Raw genomic sequence first — 14,608 nt, 5'->3', positions numbered from 1 at the left:
ACAGGGAACAGGGAAACTTTACTTTTCGTTACTTATGTCGGTTTTTTTCCGTTCACCTACTTAGCAGAACTTTAATTATAGAGAAAAACTATGATTCAAACTTTCACAAATCAGTCTCCTATTATTATCGCTCATCGGGGTGCAAGTGGCTACCGTCCTGAACATACTTTAGCTAGTTATGAGTTAGCAATTGATTTAGGTGCTGATTATATTGAACCAGATTTGGTAATGACTAAAGATGGTATTTTAATTGCGCGTCATGAAAATGAAATATCAGAAACTACGGATATTGTTGATCATGCTGAATTTGCTTATTTAAAAACTACTAAAATCATTGATAGTGAAATTAAAACAGGTTGGTTTACAGAAGATCTTACCATAGCAGAAATCAAAACTTTAAGGGCTAAAGAACGTATTCCCGAAATTCGTCCTCAAAATGCAATTTATAACGGAATATTTACTATTCCTACTTTTACAGAAATCATTGATTTGGTCAAGGATAAAAGTGAAAAAGTTGGTCGCAATATTGGTATTTATCCAGAAACCAAACATCCCTGTTATTTTCAAGAGATTGGTTTACCATTAGAAGCGGCCTTGTTATCGAATTTGCAAGACATTGATTTACCCATATTTATTCAATCATTTGCGGTGAGTAACCTCAAAGAATTATCTCAGAAAACAGATTTACCATTAGTACAATTAATTAATGATATTGGTAAACCCTATGATTTTGTTATAAACAATGATCAGCGTACATATAGAGATTTATTAACAGCAAAAGGGTTACAAGAAATTGCCGAATATGCACAAGCAATAGGTGTACATAAAAACTTATTAATTCCCAGAGATATTCATGGTAAATTATTATCACCAACATCCTTAATTATAGATGCTCATGCAGCCAATTTACAAGTTCATGCTTGGACATTTAGAAATGAAGATTTTTTCTTACCTTTAGACTTACAAGGAAGTCCTGAAAAAGAATATGAAATCTTTTTAAATTTAGGAGTAAATGGTGTATTTACTGATTATCCAGATCTAGCTGTAAAGCAGAAATGTTGCTACCTTAATCAAAAATAAATAATCAATCTATCCCTTATCAAAATCCTCAAATTCATCTGCATTTAATTATTATTAACCCTTAGTCAAAAACCATGAATAAATCATCATTAAATCGCTTAACTGAAATTGCCCAAATATTTCTCAAATTAGGTATAATTGGCTTTGGTGGACCAGTAGCCCATATAGCCATGATAGAAGATGAAATAGTCAAACGTCGTCAATGGTTAACACAAGAACATTTTCTAGATTTATTAGGTGCAACAAACTTAATTCCCGGTCCAAATTCCACAGAAATGGCTATTCATATAGGATACATTTATGCAGGGTGGTTAGGATTAATTGTTGCTGGAGTTTGCTTTATTTTACCTGCGGTTTTAATTACAGGTTTCTTGGCTTGGATATATGTTAGTTATGGGACATTACCGCAAATTGCACCTTTACTTTATGGAATAAAACCCGTTGTTTTAGCAATTATTATTAATGCTGTTTGGGGTTTAGGAAAAAAAGCAGTAAAAACGCGAAAATTATTGATAATTGCTATAGTTGTGGGATTAATAAATCAATTTACTAAAATCAACGAAATAGTGGCTTTATTAATGGGAGGAATATTAGGAATGATTTGGTTACGCAGTGGTAATCAAACTAACTTAATTATTCTGGGTTTAACCACAGGAACGTTTTTAGAAACAACCCCAACAAGTACAGTTATCAATAATATAAATAATATCAATAATCATGTATCTGTACCTCTATGGAAATTGGGTTTATTTTTTTTAAAGGTTGGTAGTGTCCTCTTTGGAGGTGGTTATTTACTAATAGCATTTTTACAAAAAGGACTAGTAGAAGAATATGGCTGGTTAACACAACAACAATTATTAGATGGTATTGCTATTGGACAATTTACACCAGGTCCAGTGCTTTCTACCGCGACATTTATTGGTTATATAATTGCTGGTTTTCCGGGAGCAATTGTAGCAACTGTGGGGATTTTTCTCCCTTCATTTTTGTTTGTTGCTATTTTAAATCCCTTTATGGATACCCTTCGTAAATCATCTTGGACAAGACCATTTTTAGATGCTGTTAATGTTAGTGCTGTAGCCTTAATGACAGTAACTACAATACAATTAGGAATAGCTACTTTAATATTACCTAAAACTAATTCCCTAGATTTTTTAGGTTTAGGAATTGCTGTTATTTCCGCAATTTTAGTCATTCGCTACCGCATTAATAGCATTTACTTGATTTTAGGTAGTAGTATTATCGGTGGGAGTGCTTTAATCTTGGGTTATCTTAGATAAGAACATAATTACCTGACTGGGAAATTCATACTTTTAACAAATCTTATGGTATTACAAGTAGAAAGCAACAAATACGAAGAGAAAACCCAAGAAATTGCTAGACAGGTTTTAGCTGTTACCCAGGAAAATCGCTCATTTTTAGCTGCTTTACGCGACCAAATGCGCTGGGACGATAAATTACTGGACTGGGCTATGAGTAACCCCGGTTTACGAGTACAATTATTTCGGTTCATAGATACTTTACCCGCTTTACATAGTAAATCAGAAATTGCGTCCCATTTACAAGAATATTTGGGAGATGAATCAGTAGAATTACCAGCAGCTTTAAAAGCAATTTTGAACTTTGCTAACCCGGATTCTATGCCCGCACAGGTAGCAGCGACAACCGTGGGAACTGCCGTGCAAACTTTAGCACATAAATATATTTCAGGCGAAAATATTAAACAAGTCATCAAAACCGTTGAGAGACTGAGAAAAGATAAAATGGCTTTCACCATTGACTTACTTGGTGAAGCGGTAATTACGGAAATAGAGGCACAATCTTATTTAGAAAGATACCTGGAATTAATGCAGCAGTTGGTGGAAGCATCACAAAATTGGGCGAAAATTCCAGCTATTGACGAAGCAGACGGCGAAAATATCCCCAAAGTCCAGGTTTCTGTCAAATTAACGGCGTTTTATTCCCAATTTGACCCTTTAGATGCTGAAGGTAGTGAAGCGAAAGTAAGCGAACATATTCGGACTTTACTCCGTCGTGCCAAAGAATTAGGTACAGCAGTCCATTTTGATATGGAACAATACGCTTATAAAAATATTACTTTCACCATTCTCAAAAAACTTTTACTAGAAGCGGAATTTCGTCAACGTACCGATATTGGTATGACCATTCAAGCATATCTCCGCGACAGCGAACAGGACGCTAGAGAAATCATTGCTTGGTTAAAACAACGGGGTTATCCTCTGACTATTCGTTTGGTTAAAGGTGCGTATTGGGACCAGGAAACCATCAAAGCCGCTCAAAAACATTGGCCGCAACCAGTTTATCATGATAAAGTCGCCACAGATGCCAATTTTGAAGCTATTACCCAGTTATTGTTAGAAAATCATCAGTATGTCTATTCTGCCATAGGTAGTCATAATGTGCGATCGCAATCTCGCGCCATAGCCATTGCGGAAAATCTTCAAGTTCCCCGTCGTCGCTTTGAAATGCAAGTGCTTTACGGCATGGGTGATAAAATAGCTAAAGCCTTGGTAGATAAGGGTTATCGCGTCCGGGTCTATTGTCCCTACGGTGACTTATTACCGGGAATGGCTTATTTAATTCGCAGGTTGTTGGAAAATACCGCAAATAGCTCCTTTCTACGCCAAAATCTGGAAAATCGTCCAATTGAAGAATTACTAGCACTACCAATACCAGTTCTAACTTCCCCCTCGCTTGCGGTGGGGACTGAGGGGGGGTTCTGCGGTGTAGCGGATACTGATTTTGCAAAGGAAGAAAGCAGGGATAGTTCGCGTTTAGCTTTCGAGGGTGTACGTCCGCAGTTGGGTAAAACTTATTTACCTTTGATTAATGGGGAATATGTAAATACGACAACTTTTGTAGATTCTCTTAACCCTTCTAATTTTAGTCAAGTTGTTGGTAAAGTATGTTTACTTAGCGTTAAACAAGCTGAGGAAGCAATGAAATTTGCTAAAGCTGCTTTTCCCGCTTGGAAAAAAACTCCTGTTAAACAACGTGCTGATATTTTGCGTCAAGCTGGGGCGTTAATGGAACAAAGACGCGCTGAACTTTCGGCTTGGATAGTTTTGGAAGTAGGAAAACCCGTCAAGGAAGCTGACGCAGAAGTTTCCGAAGCAATTGATTTTTGTCTTTATTACGCTGAGGAAATGGAAAGGCTGGATAAAGGTATAATTTACGATGTTCTTGGCGAAACTAATCGTTATATTTACCAGCCCAAAGGAATCGCAATTGTAATTTCTCCCTGGAATTTTCCTCTAGCTATTGCTTGCGGTATGACCGTCGCTGCTTTGGTTTCAGGAAATTGTACTCTACTCAAACCTGCGGAAACTTCTTCTGTAATTACAGCAAAATTTACAGAAATATTAATAGAAGCAGGAATACCTAAAGGTGTTTTTCAATACGTCCCTGGTAAAGGTTCTCAAGTGGGTGCTTATTTGGTAAATCATCCTGATACTCATGTTATTGCCTTTACTGGTTCTCAGGAAGTAGGCTGTAGAATTTACGCAGAAGCCGCCATCTTGAAACCCGGTCAAAAGCACCTCAAAAAAGTAATTGCGGAAATGGGAGGCAAAAATGGGATCATTGTTGATGAAAGTGCTGATTTAGACCAAGCTGTTGTCGGCGTTGTGCAATCTGCTTTTGGTTATAGTGGACAAAAATGTTCTGCTTGTTCACGGGTAATTGTGCTTGAACCTATTTATGATGCTTTTGTGGAAAGGTTGGTAGAAGCGACAAAATCTTTAAATATTGGAGAAGCGGAGTTACCCAGTACCCAAGTTGGTCCGGTAATTGACGCTAATGCCCAAGCTCGCATTTTAGAATATATTGAAGAAGGCAAAAAAGAAGCTAAATTAGCTTTAGAGTTACCCGCACCCACCCAAGGATATTTTATCGGTCCTGTGATTTTTTCAGAAGTACCCGCAAATGGAGTTATTGCACAACAGGAAATATTTGGACCTGTTTTAGCTGTAATTAGAGTTAAAGATTTTCAAGAAGCTTTAGAAGTTGCCAATAACACAAATTACGCTTTAACAGGTGGTCTTTATTCCCGTACCCCTTCCCACATTGAACAAGCGCAAGCGGACTTTGAAGTAGGAAATTTATACATTAACCGGAATATAACTGGTGCAATAGTATCTCGTCAACCTTTCGGTGGATTTAAACTTTCTGGAGTCGGTTCAAAAGCAGGAGGACCAGATTATCTTTTGCAATTCCTAGAACCACGCCATATCACAGAAAACATCCAACGTCAAGGTTTTGCACCAATTGAGGGTAATGAATAATTATATCTGACACAAATACCCGACTTTTGACCATATTTTGTTATTCATACCATCAATTTATAACAGATTATTACAGAAGTCAGGGATCTTTTTTATCTTGTCAATCTTTAAATCCTGTTTCTGACAGATGTTAATATTTTTATGTTAAAATGCAGAATCAGGGTTTATCTATATTTATGGGTAAAAAAGGTGATATTAAACAGGTTGATGCAATTGCGAGAGAATTTGGTATCTTAGGGAAAGAAAGAAAAGCTTTTGGTAGATTTCTGGAGCAAGAAAAAACAAATGGTTATGGTGGAACTTTAAATGATAGAGGTGATTTTACTTATCCAGAACTGCGTCAGAAAGCTAAAGAATTTTTAGAGGATATTAATTATGACTCCTAAAACATCTCTTGCTAATTCAATACTAGATATAAATCAAATTACTCAACCAATTATTGGCGAAATTTGCCATCAAGTTGCATTTAGTTATGGGGATGAATTGCTGTTAGATTTTGGTGAAATGACTGCCTACAATCATCCTAAATTATCACATTTACGCAAAGGAAGCTGGCAACTTAGCACTAGGGCTACACCTTGGTATTTAATGCTAAAAAAGGGTATTTCCTGGAGTTCGTCTATGTTAGTAAATAATGAAAATACTGTGGAATTTGCTAAAATGCAGTTACAGTGTTTAGAAAATACAAAACTGACTAATTTTGTCACTCTTGCTAATAGTAATGAGATGAAACTCATTTTATCATTTGAGGGTGATCTTAATTATGAACTAATTTTAGAACCAGATTTAGAAGATGATTCTGGGCTTGCTTATTGGGAATTAATGATGCCAAATGAGCAAATTTTAATAGTAGGACCCGGACAGTTTTGGGAATGTAAATCAATTCATGAACCTTATTAATCTGAATATCTAAATTCAGATCAAATTCCCAGATTGAAATATTCTTACCAATAAAATGGGTAACTGACTATTGGTGTCTAGAATAAAACTTTATACCTTAGTATCTTAATGAAAAATAAAAATACTAACATCCTCAAGACAGATACCCACTTTTGGAAAATATGTCATACTGGAATTAGAAACTTCTGTTAAAAATAACTTAACACCATTTTCTATTTATTTTTAACTCCTGAACTCCTATTAGCAGGGGGTGGAACTATGATTAGTACAAATAACGATATCAGAATTGTTTCTTTAATTCCGAGTGCTACGGAAATTATCGCTAAACTGGGTTTATTTGATGCTATAGTAGGCAGGTCTCATGAATGTGACTATCCTCCAGAAATCGTAAATCGTCCAGTTTGTACCCAAGCACGTTTTAATGGTCATGGTAGTAAGACCTCTGTTCATAATCAAGTCAATGATGTATTACAATCTGCTTTAAGTATTCACAAGATCAAAGTTGATGTCTTGGAGAAATTGCACCCTACCCACATTGTCACTCAAGACCAATGTGATGCTTTTTCTGTTACTTTACCAGAAGTAGAAGCAGCAGTTGCCCAACTTACCCACAGTTCACCCCAAATTATATCTTTACAGCCTAACACATTACAAGATGTTTGGGGTGATATTGAGCGAGTTAGTCACACTTTTGGCGTAGATTCAGTACAAATACTGGATAACTTAGAAGCCCGTATTAAAATTTGCAAGCGCAAACTCCAGGGGCTTTCTAACGCAGAAATGCCGAGGGTAGCTTGTATTGAATGGACTGATCCTTTAATAGCTGCTGCAAATTGGGTTCCTGAATTAATTAATTTAGCAGGGGGACAATCATTGTTCTGTTTGATGGGTAAACCCGCTGTTCATGTACAATGGGAAACACTAGTAGCTAGTAACCCAGATGTAATTATTTTCATGCCTTGTGGCTTTGATTTGCAACGGACTCAGCAACAAGCTGAATTATTAACTCAACGTCCAGAATGGAAAAAACTCCACGCTGTTCAAAGTGGAAGGGTTTTCATTACCGATGGTAATGCTTATTTTAACCGTCCTGGTCCAAGATTGGTAGATTCTGTGGAGATATTAGCAGAAATATTGCATCCTGATATCTTTGATTATGGTTATCAAGGTACTGGTTGGCAAACTTTGTAAGCAGTATGCAAATAACTTGATTGTAGGTAGGAGTTTGATAATGTCTTAAACATTGCGTTGCGTTGCGTTATTATTATTGTAGTTTCGCGCAGATACGCAAATAAACAAAGTTTGAGATATTCAATTCTTACCTATTTACTTGTGTTATTTCGAGTATATCTGTGTTTGACTCCTATGGGAAAATATTCAAGATCACCAATGGGTTTTAATTCTACCAAGGGGGTTTGATATTGGGGGGGAACATAATTAGCAAATTCACTATTCAGACGTAATAATTGGGTCAAAATAGAGTTAGTAATAGATGATTTTTTCTCTTCTTGATCTTCTATTCCTGGCGCTAGTTCGACGACTACAGATAAAAAGCGGTTTTTGTCTAAATCTTCCTTTATTTGTAATACAAATTTACCCGTTACCCATTCTCTAATAATTGGTTGTTCTAAACCTACTGTAATATTTTCTGGGTAGATATTTGCGCCAAAATAGGAAACTGTAAAGTTAGAACGTCCGAAAACATAGACAAAAGGTAACTGATTAATTCCGCGATGATTTTCTAATTCTGTGAGAGGATTAAAACCCCAATTTGCTAAAAATTCTAGCATTTCTGAATAGGAAATTAAACCACCATGATCAAGAATACTATATCTAATTAAAGGAACTCCATTATCCCCAGAAAATAGGAGATTTCCCTCTTCAACTTCAAAAAACCGACTGCTAGGATCATATTGGACTAAAGTAGGTAAACGGGACTCTCCAAATAATGCTTTGGCTGCTGCGGGAGTACGCGCTAAAAACCGTCGGATACAGATACTTAAAGGGGTTTCATTTCCTAAAACTCCCGCGTCTGCTGTTCCATACAAAGAAGCAAAATCATCACAGGGATTTTCAGAACCCATTCTTTCAGCGACTAAATTTCGCCATTCTTCACTAAATACTTCTCCGGCCATTACCAATTTAATATTATATTGTTTCCATTGCATTCCTTGAGCAAGACCCGTATCAATGACATCTTTTAAAAATGGTGGATATCCTAATAATACAACTTGCTGAAAGTTAGTTCCTAATTCCTGGACAATTCGCAAAATTTCCGGTTTATTATTACCTGGAGTAATGACAGTAAGGGGATAACCTTTAGCAGCTAAATAACGACAACAATTAGTAGTAAACATTCCTCCTACCCAAGTTCCCAAGGAAAAACAAATTACGGCTAAAGTAGTTTGAGAATCTGCGTAGAAACTATTATGAAAAATTTGCTCAAAGCGGGTGGCTATGTGTAATTCATCTGCTAAAAAACGCGGCCAAAATGTTGATTTTCCTGTAGAACCGGAGGAAGCAGCTATAAAATCACAGTTTTGTATTTTTCCGTGATAACACAACTCAGATACAGGATATTTTGCTATATAATTCTCCTTATTAATTTTCGGTATTTTCTGAAAATCTGCCAAAGTTTGAATATTATCTGGTTTAATTCCGGCTTTTGCCAAAAATTCTTGATATGCAGGTACATTAGCTGCGACTTTCTGAAATAATTTGATCACAGTTATTTCTAGATCATCATCAGGACACCGTTGAAGTTTTTCCTCTAAAGGAAGAGATATAAAATTGGTGAGTTCTTGAATTATATTTTGAGTTTCTGTTGAGGATTTCATAATTTATCTCAGGTAAAAACTATGCTGTTGACTAGATTTATTTAATTTATCTTTATCATCTCGAAAATAGACTGGTAATCATACCATTTTCCCGTAAAACTGCATCAAATTTTTTCAAAGTTTTCTTTTCCGTCTTTGTGTCCTCTGTGTCCTCTGTGGTTCGTTGATCTTAAATTTCCAATATATTTTATATCTTTAAATAAAGACCAAAGAACGCGGGGAATTTTCGGGTAATTTTAATTAGTATTAAGTTTTTGATATTTATAGGACTTACGCAAGATTCATGGAATAACGAACCACAGAGGTCACGGAGAAATGAGGATTTGAGAGATATTTTGCGTAAGTCCTGATTTAGACAGCTAGACCTAATGATTATAATTAAAATAGAACAAAAATCTTGAAATGTCAACCCTGAAAATAGATATTTACTCAAAATTACGGAATATTGCTAATTGTTAATATTTATAATGGATTTTTTATTTTCATACTCCGTGAGCCAATATTGCGTAAATGCTTCTGGTGATGTTGTATAACTTGATTAGACTTAATTTATCTCGTAGTATTATGCAAGTATATTGCAGTCAAAAACACGCAAATAATGCTAATCACCATTTTTGTACTGTCTGCGGTGAATCACTACCCTTGACTGTGGGGCAAGTTATTGATAATCGTTATGAAATTGGACGTATATTAGGACAAGGTGGCTTTGGACGCAGTTATTTGGCTATTGATAGGCAAAAATCTCGGAAAATCTGCGTTTTAAAGGAATTTGCGCCCCAAGTTGTCAAACCCCAGGATTTACAAAAGGCCAAGGAGTTGTTTGTACGGGAAGCCAGTGTCCTGGAAAAAATTCAACATCCCCAAATTCCTCATTTTCACTCTTCCTTTCAAGCTAAAATTGGTACTAAGGATTTTTTCTTTTTGGTGCAAGATTACATTGAGGGTGATAATTATGACCAATTATTGGCACAGCGTCAAAATCAGGGAAAGTCTTTTAGTGAGGAAGAAGTTATTAATTTACTGCACAATATTCTCCGAGTGCTGGCTTATATTCATGGTTTAGATATTGTTCACCGCGATATTTCCCCGGATAATTTGATTTTACGCCAAAGTGATAATTTACCCGTGTTGATTGATTTCGGGGGTGTGAAACAGTTACCAGCTTATCAAGGGTTTTTGCGGACAAACTTGGCGGCAAATAGAACATTGTTAGGTAAAAAAGGCTACGCACCAGAGGAGCAGTTACTTCAAGGAAAGGTATATAAAAGTAGTGATTTTTACTCTTTGGCGGTAACAGCTTTAGTGCTAATTACGGGGAAACAACCAAATTTACTTTATGATGGTTTTCATGGGGTTTGGCTTTGGGGTAAGGAAATTAAGGTGAGTCCCAAGTTAGAGACTGTGTTAAGAAAGATGTTAGCCTATAAGCCCAGCGATCGCTATCAAAAGGCTGAACAAGTTATTAAAGATTTACCTTTGGCATCTATAGCATCTGGGGGGCAAACTATGATAAATTCTGAACATCATGCCCCTAATATCACTAAGCTAAAAACCCAAATGGTCGCACCAGGTATAAAAAAAGTTCGTACTATTGGTGGTAGATTCCACAATAAGACGACATTATTTGTACAGAAAATACCTATGCCCCTATGGTTGCGTCCTTTTACTGTTAGCTTGATGATGACAACGGGGGTGTTATTAACGAGTGTGGGTATGTTCGCTTTGGGAAATTTTGCAGTTAAGGAAATATCATCAATTACAGATCCTAAATTTGCAGTTCCTAAGATACCTGCTATTAATAATTCTGGAGGTGGAAAAAATAGTAACCGCAGTATTCAACAGGTTTTGAGTCGTGTCAAAGAATTAGAAATTTCTGGGGTATTTTTCACCCATACAGTTAATGAGATTTTCTATATGCAAAATCCGAATTTGAGGGGACGGAAATTAACAGAAAAACCAGAAGATGCTGCTTTACGGGAACAATGGAATAACATTGCTAATCAGTTATTAAATAACTTGGAAAAAGCAAATTTAAGTCAGACAGCTAGACGGAAAATAGGTAGTTATAGTCAACAAGATTCCCAACGGTGGGAACAACTAGCTAAAGCAGGTAAACTGGGTAAATATAAATCTTTCCCAGATTTACGCACGGACACATATCGAACCTTTGAACCCTTGTTTCCTGGTCAAAAACGCGGTCAACTAAATCAAAAAACTTTTTTACAGATTTGGTATGCGATCGCATCTGATAAAATTGCTAGTGAAATTGGGTTCTAAAACCGCTTTACACAGGCAAAATTACCTAAATTGGTTTCAAAGTCCTAATTTCTCCTGAGTCCGCAGCGGTGGACTTTGTTTGTATAGCTGCGAATTCTAACCGCTAAGTCTCTAAGTTGACAACTGATAAATGACTAATGACAGATGACTAATCTTTATTGTTCTCAAGGACATCAAAATCCCCCTGGTAGTAACTTTTGTCGTCAATGTGGAGAGAAAATTGCTAATATACCAACATCTGTAAATCATCATATTCAACCAGGTCAAATTTTAGGCGATCGCTATGCTATAATTCGTCAAATTGGCCAAGGAGGATTTGGCCGGACTTATTTAGCCGCAGATATTAACCGCTTTCAAGAAAATTGTGTTTTAAAAGAATTTTCTCCCCAAATACAAACTCCTGATGTTGTCCAAAAAGCAGCGGAACTTTTTCAACGAGAAGCAAGTGTTCTTTATAAATTACAACATTCCCAAATTCCTAGATTTCGGGAATTATTACCAATTAATTTACCAGGTAAAGAAAGTCTTTTTTTAATTCAAGATTATGTAGATGGTGAAACTTATAATTCTTTATTAAAACATCGTCAACAACGCGGTTTAAAATTTACAGAAACAGAAATTCGTCAACTATTACAGCAAATTTTACCAGTTCTGGAATATATTCACTCTCTTGGTGTTATTCATCGTGATATTTCTCCTGATAATTTAATGTTGAGAAATAGTGATCAATTACCTGTTTTAATTGATTTTGGTGGCGTGAAACAAGTAGCCGCAAATGTCGCTTCTCAATATTATCAAACAGGGGCAAAAACACCTTCTCCCAGTGAAACTTTGTTGGGAAAAATCGGATTTGCCCCGCCAGAACAAATGCAAACTGGCATGGTGTCTGCCCAAAGTGACTTATATGCTTTAGCTGCTACTATGTTAGTTTTACTGACAGGTAAACAACCACAAGAATTAATTGATACTTATAATTTGAGTTGGCAGTGGCGATGGGAAGTGAGCTTAAGTGTTACATTGGGGCAAATTATTGATAAAATGTTATCACCAATTCCCAGTAATCGCTATCAAACCGCCAGTCAAGTTCTCCAAGCCCTTAATCCTCAACCTATTAACTATCCCCAAACTCAACCCTCCACCTTTGCAACTGTCGCTTTTTCTCCCCCGAAAACCCCAGTTTCCCCACCTAAAATCACTCCCACTGCTCCTCAACCGAGTATTTGGACGGCAACAAATGTTTTTATAATTACTTTTGCTGTAATTATCAGCGGTGGATTACTTACGTGGGGATTCAAAAACCGCAGTTATAATTTCAACGCAAGTCACCCAATAATTACATCTAACTCCAATTCTAGGGAATCAGTAAAACCAGAAGTTAATTTTTCACCAGCGGAAAAACAACGTAAACAAAAATTAAGCGATCGCCGTGAAGAATTAGACATAAATTATAACTTCTATGTTACAATTACAAATGATCTATTTTGGGCAAAATACCCCAGTTTAAAAGGGCGTATTCTCAGCGATAGTCCAGAAGATGAAAGTTTACGCGCAAAATGGGATCAAACCGCCGCTGAAGTTCTAGAAAAGCTGTCAGAACTCAGTTCTGAATCCCGTAGTCAACTAGGAACTTATACATTATCAGTCCTCACTAACTGGAAAGCCGAAGTTAATAAAATTAACGTTGCTAGTCGTTCTTTGTATGATTTGGCAGATGTGGCTTTTTTCAGTAAATTTCCTGAACAAAGGGGTAAAAATTTTATTAAACAACCCATCGGACAAGTTTGGTATGGATTTGTCAACGATCAACTTAACGCCATTCTTGATAGAAGCGCATTTCAAAGATTAGTCTTTCCTGAAAGTGCTACCGCTAAAACAGTGAGTGGGAGTCTCAAACCAGGAAGAGGTAAAGTTTTCATTGCTGGACTAGCCAAAAATCAAAATTTAGAAGTTAAACTAGAAGCAAATTCAAAAGTTTTAATATCAATTTATTCTCCTACTGGAAAAATCAAATTTTTAGAAGATTCTCAAGAAAGAAGTATATCTAATACATTACCAGAAACAGGATTTTATGAATTTGTAGTTGTTTCCACAGCCTCAGAAACCGTAGATTATCAACTAACTATCATAGCAGAAAATCCCCCAGAACCAGAACCAACACCCATAGAAACCCCGACAGAAGAACCAACACCCATAGAAACCCCGACAGAAGAACCTACACCCATAGAAACCCTGACCCCAGATCTGGAATAATTGAAAAGTTTATAGCATTTCCGATCTTAGTTAGGTATAGAAATCAGGAAGTCAACCGTAAATAAATTTGTACGTCAAGACTGAATAATTTTTTTGATTGAATTAATAAAATGATAAAAACTGCAACAATATAAAGTGCTTTTTCCTCTAACTTCTAAATATTCTCCAGGTGTATGAGTATGTATGCAAGTTTGTAGTTCCATATTATTCCTCTTGATTTTGTTTATTAATTGTAGATAGTTAATAGGAAAAGAATTTTTTTTCATTAATTAAGTTCGCGCTTTATTTAATTAAAAATAAAATTTAATGCCTGGTTGATAATTAATTCTTGATCTACCATATTTCTCAAGGTTAATTCATCATAAATTCCGCCAAAAGCTTCTAAAGAAGCATTATCTAAAGCTCGATTATAAGCTCCTGGTAAAATTTCTTCTATTTCTTTTTTGTTCATGTAATATCCTCCAGACTTTCTGCGTTTGTTGATCCGCTCAATTGCATCAATAGCATTGCGAATGGAAACATCCCAAGAATGAGTTGTCCTTTTTTCTGCTTGTTGTTTAATTAAATGGACTAAAAGCACTACACAATAGCTATAAATTTTATTGATTTTATCTTCTTTGCTCATTTCTTCTAATTGATCAATTAAAGATAGAGCCGCTTCTAGGTTGCCAGAAACCACTAATTCTCTGAGTTCTAGTAATTCTTCCATGATTTGCTCTCTTCTTGAAGTTTACTATTTCTAGCATAGCGCTGATAACGCTACGCTAGAAATACACCACTAAAAATAACAGTTGTTGTGCAAGTTTTGCCAATTTCTGCTAGAGTATGAGCGATCGCACGCATCACGCCGCAGCTACAGATTGGAAGTTTTGCAGCCTATTTAACCATTGATTCCAGTGATAAACTAACTTTGTACGATCAAACTGAAAAACTTCTGCTTCTTGATCAGGTAAAGCCACA

10 protein-coding genes are annotated in these 14,608 nt (G+C 36.0%); 8 read left to right on the top strand and 2 right to left on the bottom strand.

The genetic code is table 11. The features are described 5' to 3' along the window. Positions 1-90 precede the first annotated feature (90 nt). The 6 genes from ACIR131C_RS0109185 (at position 91) to ACIR131C_RS0109160 (ending at position 7,475) form a co-directional block, all read left to right on the top strand. Entirely contained in the window at positions 91-1,080 is a 990-nt protein-coding gene (locus tag ACIR131C_RS0109185; protein ID WP_028089957.1) for a glycerophosphodiester phosphodiesterase, read from the top strand. A 74-nt stretch (positions 1,081-1,154) separates the two neighbouring features. Then, positions 1,155-2,360, top strand: coding sequence for a chromate efflux transporter (gene chrA / locus ACIR131C_RS0109180; protein ID WP_028089956.1), 1,206 nt, complete (start codon positions 1,155-1,157; stop codon positions 2,358-2,360). Positions 2,361-2,405: 45 nt separating this feature from the next. Then, the gene (gene pruA / locus ACIR131C_RS0109175; protein ID WP_028089955.1) at positions 2,406-5,384 is read left to right on the top strand and encodes an L-glutamate gamma-semialdehyde dehydrogenase; all 2,979 of its coding nucleotides are present in this window, start codon (positions 2,406-2,408) and stop codon (positions 5,382-5,384) included. A 176-nt stretch (positions 5,385-5,560) separates the two neighbouring features. Further along, on the top strand, positions 5,561-5,770 hold the full coding sequence (locus tag ACIR131C_RS0109170; RefSeq protein WP_028089954.1) for a hypothetical protein: 210 nt from the start codon (positions 5,561-5,563) through the stop codon (positions 5,768-5,770). After that, positions 5,760-6,284, top strand: a complete 525-nt coding sequence (locus ACIR131C_RS0109165; protein ID WP_028089953.1) for a hypothetical protein — start codon at positions 5,760-5,762, stop codon at positions 6,282-6,284. Before ACIR131C_RS0109170 ends, ACIR131C_RS0109165 begins: the two co-directional genes overlap by 11 nt. Positions 6,285-6,542: 258 nt before the next feature. Further along, positions 6,543-7,475: a cobalamin-binding protein gene (locus ACIR131C_RS0109160; protein WP_028089952.1), complete on the top strand. Its 933-nt coding sequence runs from the start codon at positions 6,543-6,545 to the stop codon at positions 7,473-7,475. A gap of 131 nt (positions 7,476-7,606) precedes the next feature. On the opposite strand, the gene ACIR131C_RS0109155 is transcribed toward ACIR131C_RS0109160, so the two are convergent. After that, on the bottom strand, positions 7,607-9,121 hold the full coding sequence (locus ACIR131C_RS0109155) for a phenylacetate--CoA ligase family protein (RefSeq protein WP_028089951.1): 1,515 nt from the start codon (positions 9,119-9,121) through the stop codon (positions 7,607-7,609). 564 nt (positions 9,122-9,685) lie between these two features. On the opposite strand from ACIR131C_RS0109155, the gene ACIR131C_RS0109150 reads away from it, so the two are divergent. Both ACIR131C_RS0109150 and ACIR131C_RS0109145 read left to right on the top strand, forming a co-directional pair. Then, positions 9,686-11,398 (top strand): serine/threonine-protein kinase, encoded by a 1,713-nt coding sequence (locus ACIR131C_RS0109150; protein WP_028089950.1) that lies wholly within the window; start codon positions 9,686-9,688, stop codon positions 11,396-11,398. Positions 11,399-11,542: 144 nt separating this feature from the next. Then, positions 11,543-13,648 carry a serine/threonine-protein kinase gene (locus ACIR131C_RS0109145; protein WP_028089949.1) on the top strand — a complete coding sequence of 702 codons (2,106 nt, stop codon included), beginning with the start codon at positions 11,543-11,545 and terminating at the stop codon, positions 13,646-13,648. 286 nt (positions 13,649-13,934) lie between these two features. Here ACIR131C_RS0109145 and ACIR131C_RS0109140 read toward each other — a convergent pair whose 3' ends face one another. Beyond that, positions 13,935-14,357 (bottom strand): DUF29 family protein, encoded by a 423-nt coding sequence (locus ACIR131C_RS0109140; RefSeq protein WP_028089948.1) that lies wholly within the window; start codon positions 14,355-14,357, stop codon positions 13,935-13,937. Positions 14,358-14,608 lie beyond the last annotated feature (251 nt).

The organism is Dolichospermum circinale AWQC131C, from assembly GCF_000426905.1.
Taxonomy (GTDB): Bacteria; Cyanobacteriota; Cyanobacteriia; order Cyanobacteriales; family Nostocaceae; genus Dolichospermum; species Dolichospermum circinale.
This window is presented reverse-complemented; position numbering and strand designations above follow the sequence as displayed.

Excerpts from the sequence above, each read along its gene's own strand:
- ACIR131C_RS0109150 (WP_028089950.1), top strand. The coding sequence starts at position 9,686 with ATGCAAGTATATTGCAGTCAAAAACACGCAAATAATGCTAATCACCAT.
- ACIR131C_RS0109160 (WP_028089952.1), top strand. The coding sequence starts at position 6,543 with ATGATTAGTACAAATAACGATATCAGAATTGTTTCTTTAATTCCGAGT.
- chrA (WP_028089956.1), top strand. The coding sequence starts at position 1,155 with ATGAATAAATCATCATTAAATCGCTTAACTGAAATTGCCCAAATATTT.
- pruA (WP_028089955.1), top strand. The coding sequence starts at position 2,406 with ATGGTATTACAAGTAGAAAGCAACAAATACGAAGAGAAAACCCAAGAA.
- ACIR131C_RS0109185 (WP_028089957.1), top strand. The coding sequence starts at position 91 with ATGATTCAAACTTTCACAAATCAGTCTCCTATTATTATCGCTCATCGG.
- ACIR131C_RS0109155 (WP_028089951.1), bottom strand. The coding sequence starts at position 9,121 with ATGAAATCCTCAACAGAAACTCAAAATATAATTCAAGAACTCACCAAT.
- ACIR131C_RS0109165 (WP_028089953.1), top strand. The coding sequence starts at position 5,760 with ATGACTCCTAAAACATCTCTTGCTAATTCAATACTAGATATAAATCAA.
- ACIR131C_RS0109140 (WP_028089948.1), bottom strand. The coding sequence starts at position 14,357 with ATGGAAGAATTACTAGAACTCAGAGAATTAGTGGTTTCTGGCAACCTA.
- ACIR131C_RS0109170 (WP_028089954.1), top strand. The coding sequence starts at position 5,561 with ATGGGTAAAAAAGGTGATATTAAACAGGTTGATGCAATTGCGAGAGAA.
- ACIR131C_RS0109145 (WP_028089949.1), top strand. The coding sequence starts at position 11,543 with ATGACTAATCTTTATTGTTCTCAAGGACATCAAAATCCCCCTGGTAGT.